This is a genomic window from Phenylobacterium sp. J367 (genome assembly GCF_024699985.1).
Lineage (GTDB): Bacteria > Pseudomonadota > Alphaproteobacteria > Caulobacterales > Caulobacteraceae > Phenylobacterium.
Map to the genome: position 1 here is coordinate 4,723,325 of NZ_JAJONA010000001.1, position 17,864 is coordinate 4,741,188.

15 protein-coding genes and 2 pseudogenes are annotated in these 17,864 nt (G+C 69.7%); 11 read left to right on the forward strand and 6 right to left on the reverse strand.

The window, feature by feature from the left end:
• Positions 1-7: 7 nt before the first annotated feature.
• Both LRS04_RS25125 and LRS04_RS25130 read right to left on the reverse strand, forming a co-directional pair.
• The gene (locus LRS04_RS25125; RefSeq protein ID WP_257818799.1) at positions 8-862 is read right to left on the reverse strand and encodes a fumarylacetoacetate hydrolase family protein; all 855 of its coding nucleotides are present in this window, start codon (positions 860-862) and stop codon (positions 8-10) included.
• Between the two features lie 189 nt (positions 863-1,051).
• Positions 1,052-2,422 (reverse strand): sulfatase, encoded by a 1,371-nt coding sequence (locus LRS04_RS25130; protein WP_257818800.1) that lies wholly within the window; start codon positions 2,420-2,422, stop codon positions 1,052-1,054.
• 87 nt (positions 2,423-2,509) lie between these two features.
• Between LRS04_RS25130 and LRS04_RS25135 the strand changes: the two genes are divergently transcribed.
• The 6 genes and pseudogenes from LRS04_RS25135 (at position 2,510) to LRS04_RS27345 (ending at position 6,505) form a co-directional block, all read left to right on the forward strand.
• Positions 2,510-3,121 (forward strand): peptidylprolyl isomerase, encoded by a 612-nt coding sequence (locus LRS04_RS25135; RefSeq protein ID WP_257818801.1) that lies wholly within the window; start codon positions 2,510-2,512, stop codon positions 3,119-3,121.
• A gap of 206 nt (positions 3,122-3,327) precedes the next feature.
• A complete protein-coding gene (locus tag LRS04_RS25140) occupies positions 3,328-4,422 on the forward strand; it encodes a hypothetical protein (RefSeq protein ID WP_257818803.1) in 1,095 nt (364 codons plus the stop codon).
• A gap of 47 nt (positions 4,423-4,469) precedes the next feature.
• Positions 4,470-4,646, forward strand: a pseudogene (locus tag LRS04_RS25145) (histidine kinase dimerization/phospho-acceptor domain-containing protein); the annotation flags it as partial.
• An 82-nt stretch (positions 4,647-4,728) separates the two neighbouring features.
• The gene (locus LRS04_RS25150) at positions 4,729-5,166 is read left to right on the forward strand and encodes a sensor histidine kinase (RefSeq protein ID WP_257819255.1); all 438 of its coding nucleotides are present in this window, start codon (positions 4,729-4,731) and stop codon (positions 5,164-5,166) included.
• A complete protein-coding gene (locus LRS04_RS25155) occupies positions 5,166-6,374 on the forward strand; it encodes a sigma-54 dependent transcriptional regulator (RefSeq protein WP_308238439.1) in 1,209 nt (402 codons plus the stop codon). Before LRS04_RS25150 ends, LRS04_RS25155 begins: the two co-directional genes overlap by 1 nt.
• Positions 6,375-6,385: 11 nt before the next feature.
• Positions 6,386-6,505: a hypothetical protein gene (locus LRS04_RS27345; protein ID WP_308238441.1), complete on the forward strand. Its 120-nt coding sequence runs from the start codon at positions 6,386-6,388 to the stop codon at positions 6,503-6,505.
• A 166-nt stretch (positions 6,506-6,671) separates the two neighbouring features.
• On the opposite strand, the gene LRS04_RS25160 is transcribed toward LRS04_RS27345, so the two are convergent.
• Entirely contained in the window at positions 6,672-7,115 is a 444-nt protein-coding gene (locus tag LRS04_RS25160; RefSeq protein ID WP_257818804.1) for a hypothetical protein, read from the reverse strand.
• On the opposite strand from LRS04_RS25160, the gene LRS04_RS25165 reads away from it, so the two are divergent.
• The 4 genes from LRS04_RS25165 (at position 7,105) to LRS04_RS25180 (ending at position 13,347) form a co-directional block, all read left to right on the forward strand.
• Entirely contained in the window at positions 7,105-9,876 is a 2,772-nt protein-coding gene (locus tag LRS04_RS25165) for a TonB-dependent receptor domain-containing protein (RefSeq protein ID WP_257818807.1), read from the forward strand. The two genes, LRS04_RS25160 and LRS04_RS25165, sit on opposite strands and share 11 nt — an antisense overlap.
• 92 nt (positions 9,877-9,968) lie before the next feature.
• Positions 9,969-11,600, forward strand: coding sequence for a gamma-glutamyltransferase family protein (locus LRS04_RS25170; RefSeq protein ID WP_257818808.1), 1,632 nt, complete (start codon positions 9,969-9,971; stop codon positions 11,598-11,600).
• Positions 11,590-11,868, forward strand: a complete 279-nt coding sequence (locus tag LRS04_RS25175; RefSeq protein ID WP_257818810.1) for a gamma-glutamyltransferase family protein — start codon at positions 11,590-11,592, stop codon at positions 11,866-11,868. Before LRS04_RS25170 ends, LRS04_RS25175 begins: the two co-directional genes overlap by 11 nt.
• A gap of 180 nt (positions 11,869-12,048) precedes the next feature.
• The gene (locus LRS04_RS25180; protein ID WP_257819256.1) at positions 12,049-13,347 is read left to right on the forward strand and encodes a dicarboxylate/amino acid:cation symporter; all 1,299 of its coding nucleotides are present in this window, start codon (positions 12,049-12,051) and stop codon (positions 13,345-13,347) included.
• Here LRS04_RS25180 and LRS04_RS25185 read toward each other — a convergent pair.
• Both LRS04_RS25185 and LRS04_RS28575 read right to left on the reverse strand, forming a co-directional pair.
• On the reverse strand, positions 13,344-13,703 hold the full coding sequence (locus tag LRS04_RS25185) for an Nramp family divalent metal transporter (protein ID WP_257818811.1): 360 nt from the start codon (positions 13,701-13,703) through the stop codon (positions 13,344-13,346). The genes LRS04_RS25180 and LRS04_RS25185 overlap by 4 nt on opposite strands.
• A 58-nt stretch (positions 13,704-13,761) precedes the next feature.
• Positions 13,762-14,760: pseudogene (locus LRS04_RS28575) on the reverse strand (Nramp family divalent metal transporter); the annotation flags it as partial.
• Positions 14,761-14,967: 207 nt separating this feature from the next.
• Here LRS04_RS28575 and LRS04_RS25195 point away from each other — a divergent pair.
• Complete coding sequence (locus tag LRS04_RS25195; protein ID WP_257818814.1) at positions 14,968-15,585, forward strand: chemotaxis protein CheC; 618 nt, start codon at positions 14,968-14,970, stop codon at positions 15,583-15,585.
• Here the strand turns inward: LRS04_RS25195 and LRS04_RS25200 are convergent.
• Positions 15,582-17,864, reverse strand: coding sequence for a PAS domain-containing sensor histidine kinase (locus LRS04_RS25200; RefSeq protein ID WP_257818816.1), 2,283 nt, complete (start codon positions 17,862-17,864; stop codon positions 15,582-15,584). The two genes, LRS04_RS25195 and LRS04_RS25200, sit on opposite strands and share 4 nt — an antisense overlap.

Below are 17,864 nucleotides of genomic sequence, written 5' to 3' on the forward strand. Positions count from 1 at the left end.
GTCTCCGTCAGGGAATCCTTCGCCAGGGTACGACGGTCTGCCGCTGCGCGCCCAGCTTATCGATTCCAAGCGTCATCACGTCGCCCGCTTTCAGGAAGCGGGGCGGCTTCATCCCCATGCCGACACCGGGCGGCGTGCCGGTGGTGATGATGTCGCCGGGGACCAGGGTCATGAAGCGGCTGAGGTAGGCGACGAGCTCGGCCACGCCGAACACCATAGTTTTCGTATTGCCCGTCTGGACACGCTCGCCGTTCAGGTCGAGCCACATGCCGAGGTTCTGCGGGTCGCCCACCTCGTCGGCGGTGACCAGCCAGGGGCCCACCGGACCGAAGGTGTCGCAGCCCTTGCCCTTGTCCCACTGGCTGCCGCGCTCGAGCTGGTACTCGCGCTCGGAGACGTCGTTCACCACGCAGTAGCCGGCCACGTGGTCCAGCGCCTGGGCTTGCTCCACGTACCGGGCCGTCCGGCCGATCACGACGCCGAGCTCGACCTCCCAGTCGGACTTCACGCTGTCCTTCGGCAGCATCACGTCGTCGTCGGGTCCCTGGAGGCAGGAGGTGGCCTTCATGAAGACGATCGGCTCCTTGGGCACGGGCATGTTCGATTCCGCCGCGTGGTCCGAATAGTTCAGGCCGATGGCGATGAACTTCGGCACGCCGGCCAAGGGCGGGCCGTAGCGCACCGGGCCGTCCACCGCCGGCAGGCTGGCCGGGTCGAGGGCCGCCAGCCGCTTCAGCGCATCGGTTGAGAGCTGGTCGGGGGTCAGGTCGCCGATCTGGCCGGAGAGGTCGCGCACGACGCCGGCGGCGTCCAGGAGTCCAGGCTTCTCGGTCCCGGCTGGACCGAACCGCAACAGTTTCATCCTGGGCTCCTCAAGACGCGTGGGAGCCGCACACTAGCGCGGGGGCGCGACAGGATGCCCGCTATTTCGGGGCGGCGGGCGTGAAGAGCAGGTCCTCGTCGTCGGAGCTGAAATCGGCGATCGGCGAGACCAGCGCAGGATCAGGCGCACGATCTTTCCTCAGCCTCCCGATCGGTGGATGGACCTGCCCTATCTCGCGGCCGGCGCCGCGGCGGCTTTCGCCACGCCCATCGGCTCGAACTTCGCCTGGGCGCGCTGCATCCGGGCCTTCATGTCGGCCAGGACGTCGGGATGGGCGGCGGCGAGGTTGTAGCTCTCGGACGGATCGGCCTGGACGTCGAAGAGGCCCGTCCAGCCCAGCCGGTCGAGGGGCAGGTCGAGATGCCGGTAGTAGCTGCGGCCCACCAGCTTCCAGCGCTGGGTGCGGATGGCGGCCACCTGTTCGTTGTTGAACAGGATCAGCTCGTCGTGCGGCGAAGGCGCGCGGCGCGTCGTCAGCACCCGTGTCAGGTCCCGGCCATCCAGCTCCACCGCTGGCGGGGCCTGGCCGGCGAGCGCCAGGAAGGTGGGCAGGAGGTCGATGTTCATGGCGATGGCGTCACTGGTCAGGCCGGCCGGAATGACCGCCGGATAACGCGCGACGAACGGCACACGATAGCCGCCGTCCCAGCCTGCCCCGCCCTTGCGGTCGCGCAAGGGACCGGCCGAGCCGTCGAACCAGGGGCCATTGTCGGAGGTGAGGATGACCAGCGTGTCGCGGTCGAGGCCCAGCGCCTTCAGTTTCGCGAGCAGCCGGCCGACCCCGGCGTCCACCTCCTCCACCACGTCGCCGTAGGCCGCCGCGGGGGAGTGGCCCTTGTGGTCGGGGTGCGGCACGAGCGGCAGGTGGGGCGCGGTGAGCGCCAGCATCAGTAAGAAGGGCTTCGCCTGCTGGTCCTCTACGAAGGCCAGGCCACGGTCGAAGAACCGCTCGGTGAGCCGCGCCATGTCCACGTCCTCCCGGGTCAGCTCCACCCCGGGGCCGGAGGTGAAGAGACCGATAGGCTTCATGTCGTGGCTGTAGGGCAGGCCGAAGAAGACATCGAAGCCCTGGCTGGTCGGCGGCCACCAGGGCGCCACGTGGCCCAGGTGCCACTTGCCGACCAGGGCGGTGGCATATTCCGGGCGCAGCGCCTCGGCGATCGTCACCTCGCTCTGCGGCAGGCCGCGCGAGGTGTCGCCCGCCTGGATCACCTCGTGGGCGAGGCCCATGCGGATCGGATAGCGGCCGGTGAGCAGGCCGGCGCGGGACGGCGTGCAGACGTTGGCGGCGGCGTAGAAGTCGGTGAGCCGGGCGCCCTCGCGCGCCAGCCGGTCGATGTTCGGCGTGCGGATCAGCCGACTGCCGAACACGCCCAGGTCGCCGTAGCCGAGGTCGTCGCAGAGGATGACAACGATGTTCGGCTTGCGGCGCGGAGCTGCGGCCAGCGGGCCCGCCAGCGTCGCGGCGGCGACCGCCGCGCCAGAGCCCAGCAACCGGCGGCGGCTCAGCGCCCGCCTCGGCGTCAACTGCTGCACCATCCTGGTTTCCCCTGCCCCGCCCTTGCCTTGGTTGCCGGCATTTAGAGTAGGGTGCGCGCGGACAGACAAGGACGGAGCGGAGACGGAATGAGCGGCGGGACCATCGAACGTCGGAGTCTGATCGCAGGCGGGGGTCTGGTGCTGGCGTCGCCCGGGATGGCCTTCGCGGCCGCCAAGCCGCGGGTGGCCATCAAGACGGCCCGGGGGACCATCGTCGTCGAGCTGGAGGACAAGAAGGCCCCGCTGACGACCGCCAACTTCCTGCGCTATGTGGACGCCAAGGCCTTTGACGACGGAATCTTCTTCCGCGCCGCGCGCACGCCGGGCGTCGAGAAGGACGGCACCATCGTCGGATCGCCGCACGCCAAGATCCGCCCCTTCCCGCCGATCCGCCACGAGAGCACCACCAAGACGGGCCTCAAGCACCTGAACGGCACGATCTCGCTCGGCCGCTTCGCGCCGGGGACGGCGACCAACAACTTCTTCATCTGCATCGGCGACCAGCCGTACCTGGACGCCCATCCGGGCGAGCCGGGCGACAACCTGGGCTACGCCGCCTTCGGCCGCGTGGTCTCCGGCATGTCGGTGGCCGAGCGGATTCTCCGGCTGCCGACCAACGGCGAGACCAAGTTCAAGGATCAGCGCGGCCAGTGGCTGAAGCCGCCTGTGCCGATCGTCACCATGCGCCGCGCGACCTGACCGCACGGGCGCGACGAACGGCTTTGTTCGCGCGCCGACTTCCCGCATCCTAGCCGGAACGGACGCAAGTTCCAGTGGGGCGGCGATTGAATTCGCTGGGGAATCTTCGGGAGACGAGGTGTCGAGGCGGCCGCCTGAGTGCGGATTTCCGCCAGCGCCGCGGAAACGTGTGCGGAAATCCGCACCACTTTGAGGCCTGACCCCGCGTGCGCGTGACCCTGGCCAATCTCCGCCCCGAGCCCATCGTCCGGCGCTGGACGACGTTCTGGATCTGCGCGGCGATCTTCACCCTGACCTGCACCCTGATCTCCGGCGCCGTGGTCGCCCGGCGCGCCCGCGCCGACCTCGCCCATACCGCCCGCGCCTCGGCCGCCCTGCACGCCGCCGTGCTTCGCAGCGAGCTCGCCAAGCACCGCTCCCTGCCGTTCGTGCTGGCCCAGGACCCGGATGTCGTCGCCGTCCTCGCGGCGCCGACCCCCGGACGCCTGGAGGCGCTGAACCGCAAGCTCGAGACCCTGACCCACGGCACCGGCGCGGCGGTGATCTACCTGTTGAACGTCGACGGTCTCACGGTGGCGGCCAGCAACTGGCGCGAGCCCACGAGCTTCGTCGGCGTCGACTACAGCTTCCGCTCCTACTACCGCGAGGCCAAGGCGGACGGCCGCGCAGAGATGTTCGCGCTGGGCACGTCCAGCCGGCGACCCGGCCTCTACATGTCCCAGCGCGTGGACGGGCGCGGCGACGCCATAGGCATCGTGGTCGTGAAGGCCGAGTTCCAGCAGTTGGAGGCCGACTGGTCCGCCGACGTCCCGGCCTTCGCCGCGGACGCCGACGGGATCATCCTCGTCACGTCCATCCCCCAGTGGCGGTTCCACACCCTGACCGCCCTGCCCCCGAACGAGCAGGCGCGGCTGCACGCCGAACAGCGGTTCGGCGCGGCGCCCTTCCGGGTCCTGCCGACCTCGCCGCACCTGCGCCGGGATGACGAACAGATGCTGACCAGCGTCGCCCTGCCCGGCGGCTCGCCGCAGCGGTTCATGGCCGCCAGCACGCGGCTGGCCGGGGGGCTGGAACGTGTTCGTGCTCTCGCCCATGGGGGTGACCGTGAACGCCGCGGTCAGCGCCGCCTGGGCGGTGACCCTGCTGGTCTGCGCCATGATCGTGGGCCTCTCGGCCTTCATCCTGCGCTGGCGGATGCAGGCCTCGGTCCGCGCCGCCCGCCAGGGAGGCCGCCCGCGCCGAGCTGGAGTTGCGCGTCCAGGAACGGACCCAGGAACTGCGGAGCACCAACCGGCGGCTGACCGTGGAGATGGAGGAGCGCCGCCGCGCGGAAGCGCACATCCACAGGATGCAGGACCAGCTCGTCCAGTCGAACAAGCTGGCGACGCTCGGCCAGATCGCCGCCGGGGTGGCCCACGAGATCAACCAGCCGCTCGCCGCGATCCGCAGCTATGCCGACAACACCGCCGTCTTCCTGGAGCGCAAGGACGTCGACACGGCGATGGCCAACCTCGGCGTCATCGCCAGCCTGACGATGCGGATCGGCCTGATCACCGACGAGCTGCGCGCCTTCGGCCGCAAGTCCAGCGCGCCCCCCGGCCCCGGTCGTGGTCGCCGACGCCATCGAGGGCGCGCTGCTGCTGCTCGCGCCACGGATCCGGCAGCAGGCGGTCCGCATCACTGTCGAAGCGGAGCAGCCCGGCCTGCAGGCGATGGCCGAGCGGTTCAGGCTGGAGCAGGTGTTGGTGAACCTGCTGCAGAACGCCCTCGAGGCGCTGGAGGGCGCCCCCTCGCCGCAAATCACCATCCGCGTGGCGTCCCGGAAGAACCAGGTCACCGTCGTCGTCGCCGACAATGGACCCGGCCTCACCGAGGAGGCGGCCGGGACGGTCTTCACGCCTTTCGCCACCACCAAGCCGCGGGGCCTCGGCCTGGGCCTGGTGATCAGTCGCGACATCGTCGCCGAATTCGGCGGCGACCTGTCGCTCCAGCGCCCGTTGAACGGCGGAGCGAGCTTCCTCATGACCCTTCGCAAGGCCAGGTAATGCTGAGCGCCATCAACCAAGTCGCCTTCGTCGATGACGACGATGATCTCCGCGGGGCCAATGTGCAGTCCCTGCAGCTCGCCGGCTTCGCGGTCATGGGCTTCGCCTCCGCCGAGGCGGCAGCCGCCGCCCTGCCCGCAGACTTCCCGGGCGTGGTGGTGACGGACATCCGCATGCCCGGCATGGACGGCCGGCAGCTCTTCCGCCAGCTCCGCCAGCGCGACGCCGAGCTGCCAGTCATCCTGATCACCGGCCACGCCGACGTGTCCCAGGCCGTCGAGGTGATGCACGAGGGGGCCTACGACTTCGTGGCCAAGCCCTATCCGGCCGAACGCCTGGTCAGCAGCATCCAGCGCGCCATGGAGACCCGGCGTCTGGTGATCGAGAACCGCAACCTGCGCGCCGCCGTTCAGGCCGCCCAGAACGACTGGCCGCTGATGGGCCAGACGCCGGTGATGGAGCGGTTGCGCGCAACGCTCCGCCAGCTCGCCCAGGCCGACGTCGATGTCCTGCTGGAAGGCGAAACGGGTGTCGGCAAGGAGCTCGCCGCCCGCGCCCTGCACAGCTGGAGCGCCCGCAAGCACCGCGAGTTCGTGACCGTCGACTGCGCCGCCCTGCCGGTCGGCATGATCGAGAGCGAGCTGTTCGGCCACGAGCTGGGGGCCTTCAACGGCGCGGTGCGCGCCCGGACCGGGCGCCTGGCGCTGGCCGACCGGGGCACTCTCCTGCTCGATGGCGTCGAGACGCTGCCTTCCGAGGCGCAGGGAAAATTCCTGCGGGTGCTTGAGGAGCGCGAGGTCACGCCGCTGGGCGGCAACGCCGGCCGCAACATCGACGTCCGCTTCGTGGCCGCGGCCCAGGTGGACCTCGCCGACGCGGTCCGCCAGGGGCGCTTCCGGCAGGATCTCTTCCATCGCCTCGACGTGGTGCGCCTTAGGATCCCGCCGCTCCGCGAACGACGCGACGATATCCCGCTTTTGTTCAGCCACTTCGCCAGCCAGGCGGCCGAACGGTTCGGGGCCCGGCGCCGAACATCACCGACGGCGTCCGCTGGAAGCTCATGCACCACGACTGGCCCGGCAATGTCCGCGAGCTCAGCCACTACGCCCAGCGCGTCGCGCTCGACGTCGAGGACGGCGGCGGCTGTGCGGACGCCGTCGTCCAGGAGGCCCTGCCCCAGCGGGTCGCGGCCTTCGAGGCGCGGCTGATCCAGGAGACGCTGACGGAGTGCGGCGGGGACGTCCGCTCGGCCCTCGAGGCGCTCGGGATTCCGCGCAAGACCTTCTACGACAAGGTCGCGCGCCACGGCATCGACCTGCACGCCTTCCGCACCGTCTGACGCCGCGCGAGGAAGCCCGCCGGACCGCCGGACCGCGGGGGAATCCGGCCATCGACTCAGGCCCGCGATCCGCCCGGATGACGCCTGTGTGACAGTACGCACCCGCGCCCCCCGCGGTGTGCGGCTTTCCGCTCACCGGTTTGGGTGCGCCCCGCGCCAGCTTCCCTCAACCGGCTGAATTCTCGGTCGATTTGTCTTCGGAAGAGCGGGGTCTGCGAACCGTTGCGGGCCGCGCGGTCCTGCGACCAACCTCTCCTGGGAAAAGCGCAAAGCGCAGACTTGGGAGGGGGAAATGAAGCTCAGAAGCAAACCGCTGTGGCTGATGCACGCCAGCGTCCTGGCGCTCGCCACGATGGCGACCGGGGCGACGGCCCAGGCGCAGACGACGGCCGGTCAGGATCCGGACGATTCGGTGACCGTGGAGGACGTGCTCGTCATCGGCTCCCAGATCCGCGGCGCCAAGACCACCGGCGCGCTCCCGGTCACGGTCATCAATCCCGAAACCATGAACGCCGTGGCGCCGGTCTCCAGCGGCGACCTCTTCCGGACCATCCCGCAGGTCGGCGACGTCGCCTTCAACGAGCAGGCGACCGGTGGGGGTGAACTCCACCCGGGGCGACGTCTCCTCGGTGAGCCTCCGCGGCCTCGGCCTCGGCAACACGCTCCTGCTGATCAACAGCCGCCGGGTCGTGCTCCACCCGACCTCCCAGGCGGTGACCGGCATCGTCGACAGCCAGGTTCCGGTGTTCGGATACAACGCCAACACCATCCCCGTGGCCGGCCTGGAGCGCCTGGAGGTCCTGCGGGACGGCGCCGCCGCCCTCTACGGCTCCGACGCCGTCGCCGGGGTCGTGAACAACGTGCTGCGCTCCGACTTCGACGGCGCGGAGTTCACCGTCCAGTACGGCGGCGCCGAGGGGACCAGCCAGCGCGAGCTCGAGCTCTCCGGCATCTGGGGCAAGGACTTCCAGGAAGGCCGCGGCAACATCTCGATCTTCGGCAGCTACTCCGACCGTTCGCGGCTCTACTCGAAGGACCTCGACTACATGGCGAGCTCCGACCGCTCGCGCTTTGCGGTCGGGACGCCATTCGAGGGCGTCGCCGCCTTCGACGGACGCAGCACGAGCTCGGCCTGGGGCGTCTTCCAAGCGCCGGCCAGTCTGGGCGTCATCCGCTCGAACGGCGTGGCCGTCACCAACGGCTCAGCCATGTTCCACATGCAGCCCTCGACCAACCCGGGCTGCCAGCTCGCCAGCAGCACGCCGGGCGTCTGCTACGACGACGGCAACATCACCACCGGCGTGGCCGACCGCAACACCCGCCTCGACTCCGCGCGCTCGTTCGACAGGATCTCGACGCTGGCCAGTGCGGAGCGGCTGAACCTGTTCAGCTTCATCAACTACGACCTGACCGAGGACCTGCAGTTCTTCGGCGAGCTCGGGTTCTACACCGCCAAGACCAGCGACATCGGCGGCTCCGGCGGCGTCGGCACCAATGCGCCGATCACCCTGCCCGCCAACGCCTACTGGAACCCGTTCGGCCCGGTGGGCTCCCCCAACCGCCTGCCCGGCCTGAACATCGCGGCGGCGGGCGTGCCGCTGACCATCACCTCGTACAACATCGTCGACGCGGGCACGCGCGAGGTCGCGGTCACCAACTACCAGTACCGGTTCCTCGGCGGCCTGCGCGGCACGTTCGGAGAATGGGACTGGGAATCGGCAGCCCTCTACAACTGGGCGACCGCCAAGGACGTCTCCGACAACGTCTCGAACACACTCTTCCAGCAGGCGGTCTCGGGAACGACCTCGGCGGCCTACAACCCCTTCACCGGCGGCGATCCGGCCAATCCGTCCGTGGGCGACATCACGCCCAACAGTCAGGACATCATCAACAGCTTCCTGATCAAGGGCGTCCGCAAGAGCAAGACCGAGCTGATGCTCTGGGACTTCAAGCTCTCGAACCCCAGCCTGCTGACCCTTCCGTTCCAGGGCAACCTGGGCGTCGCCACCGGTATCGAGTGGCGGCGGGAGACCTTCCACGACAATCGTGACCCCCGCCAGGACGGCACGATCATGTACACCAACGCCGTCACCGGCCTGACCTACACCGACACCGGCAGCAGCCTCAGCCCCGACGTCCGGGGCAAGCGCGACGTGTGGTCGGCCTATGCGGAAGGCGTGGCCCTGCTGGTCTCGCCGGAACGCGAGGTCCCGTTCGTCCACAACCTCGAGGTCCAGGTCGCCGGACGCTACGAGCGCTACAGCGACATCGGCTCCGTGGCGAAGCCGAAGATCGCCGGCTCCTGGGACGTGATCGAAGGGGTGCGGCTGCGGACCTCGTGGTCCCAGGGCTTCCGCGCCCCGAACCTGGAGGTCATCAACCTGACCTTCCTGGAGCGCAGCCAGGGCGGCCGCGACTACCTGTTCTGCGAGGCCGACCTGCGCGCCGGACGGATCAGCAACTGGGCGCAGTGCAACCGCCCCACGTCGCTCGTGCGCCAGATGATCGGCAACCCGGACCTCAAGCCCGAGGAGTCCGAAAGCCTCAGCTATGGCGCGGTGCTGACCCCGCCGCTGCCCGCGGGCTTCGGCAGCGCGGTGATCACCATCGACCGCTGGAAGATCGAGCAGAAGAACGCGGTGGGCCTGATCAACGCCCAGGATGCGGTGAACCTCGACTACCTCTACCGGGTCCGCGGCAGCCGCAACACGGCCGTCCAGCGCCTCGCGCCAACGACCGACGAACTGGCCCTGTTCGCCGGCACAGGCCTCGCGCCGGCCGGCCAGCTGCTGAACATGCAGCTGACCTTCGAGAACTTCCTGCCGATCACGGTCGAAGGCCTCGACATCAACGTCGACTACCGGCTGCAGGACACGCCGCTCGGCGACTTCTCGGTCAGCGTCAACGCCGCCAAGCTCATCCGCTACCACATGGCGCCCGGCCCTGTGGGCGACGAGCTGGCGGAAGGTCAGGCGGCCGGCGAGATCAACGCGGGCGTGCCGCTCACCGCCGGGGGCGACTTCGTGGCCAAGAACGGCCGGCCGAAGTGGCGCTACTCGGTGAACGCCAACTGGAGCTCCGGTCCGTACCGCGTGGGAGCCTTCGTCAAATACACCGACGCGGTCGACATCATCGATGTGATCGACTCCCAGAATAACCCCTGGGTGCTGAAGTCCCAGACCACCGTCAACCTCTACGGCCAGTACACCTTTGAGGACACCGACACGGTGTTCAGCGACACCCAGATCCAGGTCGGCGTGCGCAACCTGTTCGACAAGGACCCGCCGCTGCACCCGTCGAACGGTTACCTGGCGTCGCTCTACCAGCCGCAGGCGCGCTACTGGTACGCCAGCCTCAAGAAGCGCTTCTGAAGCCCTGGCGCGCCGTCGAGAGACGGCGCGCCTTTTTCTTCCGGGCTCTGCGCCTGGAAGATCGAGAAAGTTCGATGAGGAGGGGGGACAAGATGACAAAGGCTCCGACGCCGGCTCGGCCGGTTTCCGAGACCATGCCGCTGGTCGGCCGCCGCCAGATGCTGGCGGGCGGACTGGCGGGGGCCGCCGCCGCGGCCATCACCGCAAAGGCGCACGCCCAGGCCCCCCAGCCCGGGGTCGTGCAGCCTGGGGTGGGCCGCCAGGCTCCGGACGCCCCCCGTTCCGGAGCCGCCGCCGTCGTTCAGCACCGCGTCGAGGTACCGGCTCCGAACGGCGCCGTGGCCGCGGGCCACCCCCTCGCTTCCATGGCCGGCCTGCGCATGCTGTTGCAGGGCGGGACGGCCGCCGACGCCGCCGTCGCGGCGATGGCCGTGCTGAACGTCGTCGAGCCTTGGGCTTCCAGCGCCGCGGGCAACGGCTTCGCCACCTGCCTCGACGCCAGGACCGGCCAGGTGATCTCGCTGGCCTTCGCCGGCGCGGCGCCCAGGCTGCTGGACGACAGGTCGAGCGTCGCGGACCTCACCGCCGGGCCCAAGGCCGCGGTCACGCCCGGCGCCTTCGGCGGGTGGATCGAACTCGCCCGCCGGTTCGGGCGCCTGCCGCTGGCGACGATCCTGGAGCCGGCGATCGGCTATGCCCGGGACGGCCATCCGCTCGACCCGACGATCGCCTCCACCATCCGGCGGCAACAGGCCCAGCTCGCCAAGTATCCGACGACGGCAGCCATCTTCCTCCCCGGCGGCCAGCCGCCCGCGCCGCGCAGCCTGTTCAGGAATCCCCCGCTGGCCCGCACCTTCCAGGCGCTCGCCGACGCCGAGACCGCGGCCCTGAAGAGCGGGGCCGATCGCGACCGCGCCCTCCAGGCGGCCTACGACTATTTCTACTCAGGCCCCATCGCCCAGGAGATGTCGCGCTTCTCGGAGGCCAACGGCGGCTTCCTGCGCGCCGACGACATGCGCGCCTACAGGCCGAAGTGGGTCGAACCGATCGCTACGAACTATCGCGGCGTCGATGTCTTCTGCTGCCCGGTCACCTCGCGGACCGGCCTGGAGATGTGCGAACAGCTCAACCTGATCGAGGGTTACGACCTCGCCGCCATGCCGGCGACCAGCGCCCAGGCGATCCACCTGGTGGCGGAATCCATCAAGATCACCAAGGCCGACGTCTACCGCTACGCGGCCGATCCCGCCTTCAGCCCGACGCCCACCGCGACCCTGATCTCGAAGGAGTTCGCCGCCCAGCGCCGCCGATTGATCAACCCGGCCCAGGCGATCCCCTTCCCCGCGGGAGCCGACATCGCTGGCCCCCGTCCCGGCCCTCGGCCCAGGCGGACCAGCCGCGGCACGCCCGGCGACACCACCAGCCTCTCGGTCGTGGACAAGGACGGTAACGCCGTCGCCTGCACGACCACCATCGGCGGCGGCTTCGGGACCACCGTGGTGATGGGCGAGACAGGCCTGCTCTGCAACAACGGGCTCCGCACGGGCTCGACCGCCCCCTACCGCGACCATCCGAACTTCGTGGGCCCGGGCAAGATCCCCCTGCTCGGCAACTGCCCGACGGTGCTGCTCGACCAGGGCCGGTTGCGGATGATATTCGGCACCCCCGGGGGGCGAAACCATCGGCCAGACGCAATTCCAGGTGTTGCTGAACGTGGTCGATAGGGGCATGGGCATCCAGCAGGCCATCGAGGCGCCGCGCATCGCGCTCGACGCCGATCCCGGCTTCTACACGCCTGGCGCGGAGATCACGCTCGACATGGAAAGCCGCTTCCCGCCCGAAACGGTGGCCCAGCTCCGCGCCATGGGCCACAAGGTGGAAACCGTCGGTCCGTTCTCCATCGGCTCGATCCAGGGGATTCTCGCTTCGCCAGGCGGCGCGCGCATGGCCGGTGGCGATCCCCGCCGGATGGGATACGCCGTGGGCTACTGAGCCAGCGCCGCTGCGACACGCCATAGTCCGCGTCCAGGCTGGCCGGGCCGCTCCGTGCGGCGCCGGGGCGCCCCGGCCGCAACCGTACAAGGACCTTCCAGTGCCGATCACCTGCCGCCCGCCGCCCGCTCTTGCGGATGCGTTCCAGACGAAGCCGGAGCGCCGCTGATGGTGCGCGCGCTGAAGACCCTCTACGTCCAGGTGCTGATCGGCGTGGCGCTCGGCATCCTCGTGGGCTTCCTCTGGCCGACGTTCGGGGCCGGACTGAAACCGCTCGGCGACGCCTTCATCAAGCTCGTGAAGCTGGTCATCGCCCCGGTGATCTTCTGCACGGTGGCCGCCGGCATCGCCCGGATGAGCGACATCAAGACCTTCGGCCGCGTCGGCGGGAAGGCGCTGATCTATTTCGAGATCGTCTCGACGCTGGCCCTGGTCGTCGGCCTGATCGTCGGGCGGGTAATCCAGCCCGGGCGCGGCTTCAACATCGACCCCGCCACGCTCGATCCCAGCGTCGCGGCCGGCTACGTCGAGAAGGCCAAGCACGGCGAGGGGCTGGTCGAATACCTTCTGCACCTGATCCCGGACACCTTCGTCGGGGCCTTTGCCGACGGCAACCTGCTGCAGGTGCTGCTGCTGGCTATCCTGGTGGGCTACGCCTGCACCCGTCTGGGGGAGTTCGGGACCCAGACGGCCAACGTCCTCGATCAGATCGCCAAGGTCTTCTTCGGCGTGATCCATGTGGTCGTGAGGCTCGCGCCCATCGGGGCGTTCGGCGCCATGGCCTTCACCATCGGCAAGTACGGCGTCGACAGCCTGCTGCAGCTCGGCGCCCTGGTCGCCACCTTCTACATCACGGCCCTGCTCTTCGTGATCGTGGTGCTGGGTTCGATCTGCGCCTGGGCCGGGTTCTCGATCTTCCGTTTCCTGGCCTACATCCGCGAGGAACTGCTGATCGTGGTGGGCACCTCGTCGTCGGAGAGCGTGCTGCCGCAGATGATGGAGAAGCTCGTCCGGCTGGGCGCCTCGAAGCCGGTGACCGGCCTGGTGATCCCCACGGGCTACAGCTTCAACCTCGACGGCACCAACATCTACATGACGCTGGCGACGCTCTTCCTGGCGCAGGCGACCAACACACCGCTGACGCTGGGCCAGGAGCTGACCCTGCTGGCCGTCGCCATGCTGACTTCGAAGGGCGCCAGCGGCGTGACGGGCGCGGGCTTCATCACGCTCGCGGCCACCCTGGCCGTGGTGCCGCAGGTGCCGATCGCAGCCCTCGCCGTCCTGGTCGGCGTCGACCGGTTCATGAGCGAATGCCGGGCTCTGACCAACCTCGTGGGCAACGGCGTCGCCACCCTCGTGGTCGCGCGCTGGGAAAACCAGCTCGACCGCGAGAAGCTGCGCCTCGAGCTGAAGCGCGGCCCCCGCTATGTCGAGGCCGCCCGCGAGAACGAGAGCGTGATCCCGCCGACCGTCGCCTAGCCGAGCAGCTTTATGATCTGGTCGCGGAAGGTCAGGGCCGAGAGCACGCCGAAGAGGCCGACCGACCAGATGAGCGCCGCCAGCCGGAAGCCGCTGACACGGATCGGCGCCGGGAGCGAGCGCCGGTTGATGAGGATCAGCAGGATCGAATAGATGAACATCATGAAGCCGGCTGAGACGGCGGAGGTGATCAGCAGGGCGATCGGCTGGCTGAAGCCCGCCAGCAGGACGGTGATCCCCACGACGATCAGGGCCCAGACCAGGGCCGCGTAGATCCGGCTCTCGTCGAGGGTGCGCAGGTAGCAGGTCTTCAGGACGTCGGCGGCGAGGCGGCTCGTGTAGTCGACGATGCCCAAGGCTGCGGCGAAGAGCGAAAATGCCCCCCACGGCCAGGAACAGCACCTGGAACCAGGGCCCCACCCGCGCGCCCAGCACCTCGGCCTCCAGGCGGATGAAGCTGATGTTGTTCGTGACGTCGTCGCGCCCGAAGACCGTGGCGTAGGCCAGCAGCGACGTGAACAGGATCGTCACGAAGGTCACCAGCACGAAGGTGGAGAGCTGCTCGAGGTTGGCGAACCGCCACCAGCCCCGCCAGCGGCGAAGGTTCTCCTCCGTGGGCAGGAAGACGTATCCGGTGCTGGGCTGCGCCACCGGCTCGCCGGTCACCGGGCTCACCAGGCGCGGCGCATAGACGCCCATGCCGTAGCCCTTGTCGCGGATCCAGTTGGCCTGGACGAGGTTCTGGCCGCCGCCCGCGCCGGCGTAGGCGAGCGCGCCGAGCAGGAGGGCGAAGCCGAGCTCCTCGGCGGGGATGCGCGCGTGGGTCACCACCTGGGGCAGGGCGCGCCAGGCCGGCGCTTCTATCGCCACGAAGGCCGCGACCACCAGCAGGGTCAGCACGGCCGCGATCTTCAGCATCTGGGCTCGCTCGAGCGCCACATAGACCACCGGCGCAAGGGTCAGGATCAGGCCGATCGCCACCAGCATGCCGATCGCGATCCACCGGGGCTCGCCGCCGACCATGTAGGAGAGCAGGGTCGCCGAACTGGACGCCCAGCCCGGCCATAGGTTGGCGAAGCAGGTCATCAGCGCGAAGACCAGGCCCCAGTGGCGCCAGTAGCGGCTGAAGCCGGTCAGCGCCGTCTCGCCGGTGGCCAGCGCGTAGCGCTCGATCTCCATGTTCAGGAAGAACTGGGTCACCAGGCCCACGAAGGCGGCCCATACGAACACCAGCCCCACCTGGGAGGCGATGTAGGGGTAGAGGATGAACTCCCCCGAAGCGAGGCCGACCCCGGCGGCCACCACGCCCGGGCCGATCAGCCGCCAGAAGTGGCGGGGCGCCTCGGGCATCTCCCGGATTTCGGGCGGCGGCAGGCAATGGGCGGGCAGCCCGCCCGGTCGTGCATCCGCCATCGTTCCTTCCCCCGGCTGATAGCGCTATCCTGCCTGGGCTGGCCGGATGAGCAACCGCCATTCGACCCGGACGCCCCTCAGCAACGGCGACGCCGACCTGAGGCAAAGGCGCTCACCCGGGCCACGTCCGTCGCATTCCAACTGTCAAGCTTCGCCATCGCGGTGTAATCGGCATCCAGACGTTGTTTCTCGACGATGGGATGTCGCTTGGTCGACGCTGCGCAATTCCGCCTGTCCGAGCTTGAGCTCGATGCCCTGACGGAACTGATCAATATCGGCGTCGGACGCGCCGCTGCGAACCTCGCCACCATGTGCGGCAACGCCGTGACCCTTTCTGTCCCCGCCGTCTCCACCGTGACGCCGGAGCAGGCCTCCGAGATGGTCGGCGGCCCCCGCATGGGGAAGATGGTCGGCGTGGAGCAGGACTACGCCGGCGACGTCTACGGGCGCGCCCTGCTGGTGTTTCCGGAGGCGAGCAGCTTCGAGCTCGTGCGCGCCGTGTCAGGCGACGCTGTTCCGGCCGAGGAGATGCCCGCGCTGGCGCCGGAAGCGTTGCTGGAGACGGGCAATGTAGTCCTGCAGGCCTGTCTCGGCACGATCGCCAACATGCTCAAGCGGCGACTGGACATCAGCACGCCGAAGCTTGTGGAAGGCCTGCCGCGCGAGTTGTTCCCTCGGGTCTCCAAGGACGCCGTGCTCTTCGTCTATATCAACTTCTCGCTGCGGGGCCGGCGCATCCGCGGTTACATCGCGCTGCTCATGGACCTCGTCGCCCTCACCGCGCTCAAGCAGCTCGTCGCCGAGTTCGTCGACCGCGAGACCTAGGGTGCGCCCGCGGTCCCGGGCGACTGCGCCGCGACCATCGCCCGGATCTTCTGCGCCAGGGTCTCGGCGGCGAAGGGCTTGGAGATCATCTCCATACCGGGGCCGAGGAAGTCCGATCGCCGGGACGCGCCGGCGGCGTATCCCGTCATGAACAGGACCGGCAGGTCCGGGCGGACGTCACGGGCCAGTTCGGCGAGCTGGCGGCCGTTGAGACCGGGCAGACCGATGTCGCTGACCATCAGGTCGACCCGCCGCTGCGACTGCAGGATCGCCAGCGCGTCCTCGGCGCCGGAGACGTCCAGGGCCACATAGCCAAGGTCACGGAGCAGTTCGACGACCACCGGCCGCACGGCTGGATCGTCCTCGACCACCAGCACCGTCTCGCCGGCCCCGCGCGGCGCCGGCGCGGCGGCCTTCGGCTCCGCCGCGGGCGCCTCGCCAAGATGGCGCGGGAGGTAGAGCCGGACCGTCGTGCCACGGCCGAGCTCGCTATAGATAGTGACGTCGCCGCCGGACTGACGCGCGAAGCCGAACACCATCGACAGCCCCAGGCCGGTCCCCTGCCCCAGCGGCTTGGTGGTGAAGAAGGGATCGAACACCCTCCCCATGACGTCGGGGGACATCCCGGTTCCGGTGTCGCTCACGCTGAGCTGCACATAGTCGCCGGGCGCAAGCTCCGACTGCGCGCCCGCGGCAAGCTGGACATTGACCGTCTCGATGGTCAGCTTGCCGCCGTCCGGCATGGCGTCACGGGCGTTGATCGCCAGGTTGAGAAGCGCGCTTTCCAGCTGGTTGGCGTCGACGACGGTGCTCCACAACCCGGGATCGAGTTCGATGGCCAGGTCGATCCGTTCACCCAGGGTCCGCCGCAGCAGATCCTCCATCGACAACACGAGGCCATTGGCGTCCACCGCGCTGGGGTCGAGGGTCTGCTGCCGGGAAAAGGCCAGCAGACGATGCGTCAGCGCCGCGGCCCGCTCGGCCGAGGCGATCGCGCCCTGGATGAACCTCTGGGCCTCCGCCGGCTTTCCGCTTGCCAGGCGGCGCTGGACCATGTCCAGCCCGCCCAGGATGCCGGTCAGCATATTGTTGAAGTCGTGCGCGATGCCGCCGGTGAGCTGGCCCACGGCCTCCATCTTCTGGCTCTGGCGGAGCTGTTGTTCGAGCTGCTTGCGCTCGGTCACGTCGCGGCCCACCGCGTAGAACGCCTCGCCCTGCGGAATGACGGTCCAGTTCACCCACTTCCAGGCGCCGTCCCGCGCCCGCATGCGGACGTCCAGGTCCTCGAGGGCGACGGCGGCGTCTCCGCCGGACCACATCCGCCCCGCCGCGGCGAGGTCGTCCGCCTGCACGAAGTCCAGGAAGCTGCGGCCCACCACTTCGCTGTCCTCATAGCCCAGGAGGCGCAGCCACGCGGGGTTCGCGGCGCGCAGGACACCGTCCTGACCGACGACGCCGAAGAGGTCGCGCGAGGTGCTCCAGAGCCGGTCGCGCTCCTGGGTGCGGGCCTCGACCCGCTGCTCCAGCGTCGCGGCCAGTTCGCGCAGTTGGGCCTCCGCCGCCTTCGCGGCGGTGATGTCGTAGATGGCCCCGACGGTCGTCGGGCCCGCGTCGTCGGCGGCGATCCGGCGCTCGCCCTGGATGGCCAGCCATCGCGGCTCGCCCGTGTCGGCCCGGCGGATGCGCACCTCGGAGCGGAAGGTGGGCTCGGCGTTGGATACGCCGCCGATCAAGGGCGGATCCCCGGGCTCTACAGTGGCGTTGATCGTGCGCACCGAGAGGGTGTCGGCCACGCGCAAGCCCAGCAGACGGCAGAACTGATCCGAGACGTCCACCGTGCCGAATCCGTCGACGAACTCGAACGTGCCGACGCCGCCCGCGCTCTGGGCGACGTCCAGCCGGTCCTCGACGCGCTTCTGTTCCGTGACGTCGGTGAGGACGCCGCTGAACGACTGCGGCCGGCGGTCCGCCACATGCTCGACCCGCGAGCGGGCCTGGACCCACCGCACGCCCTCCGTCGTCGTCACCCGGAACTCGCGGGCGAACACCTCCGCGCCCTGCGCGACCCCGGCGACGGCGATCCGGAGGCGGAGGCGGTCCTCGGGATGCACGCGCGCATAGAGGTCGGCGGCAGCAATGCCCGCCCTGGCCTGGCCGGGGTCGAGGCCGAGCAGGGCCGCAAACCGGGCGTCGCCGCGCACGCGTTCGTTCGCCAGGTCCCACGTCCACAGCCCCAGGGCGCCGGTCAGGTGTGGCGGCATGTCGGCGCCCGTCGCCAT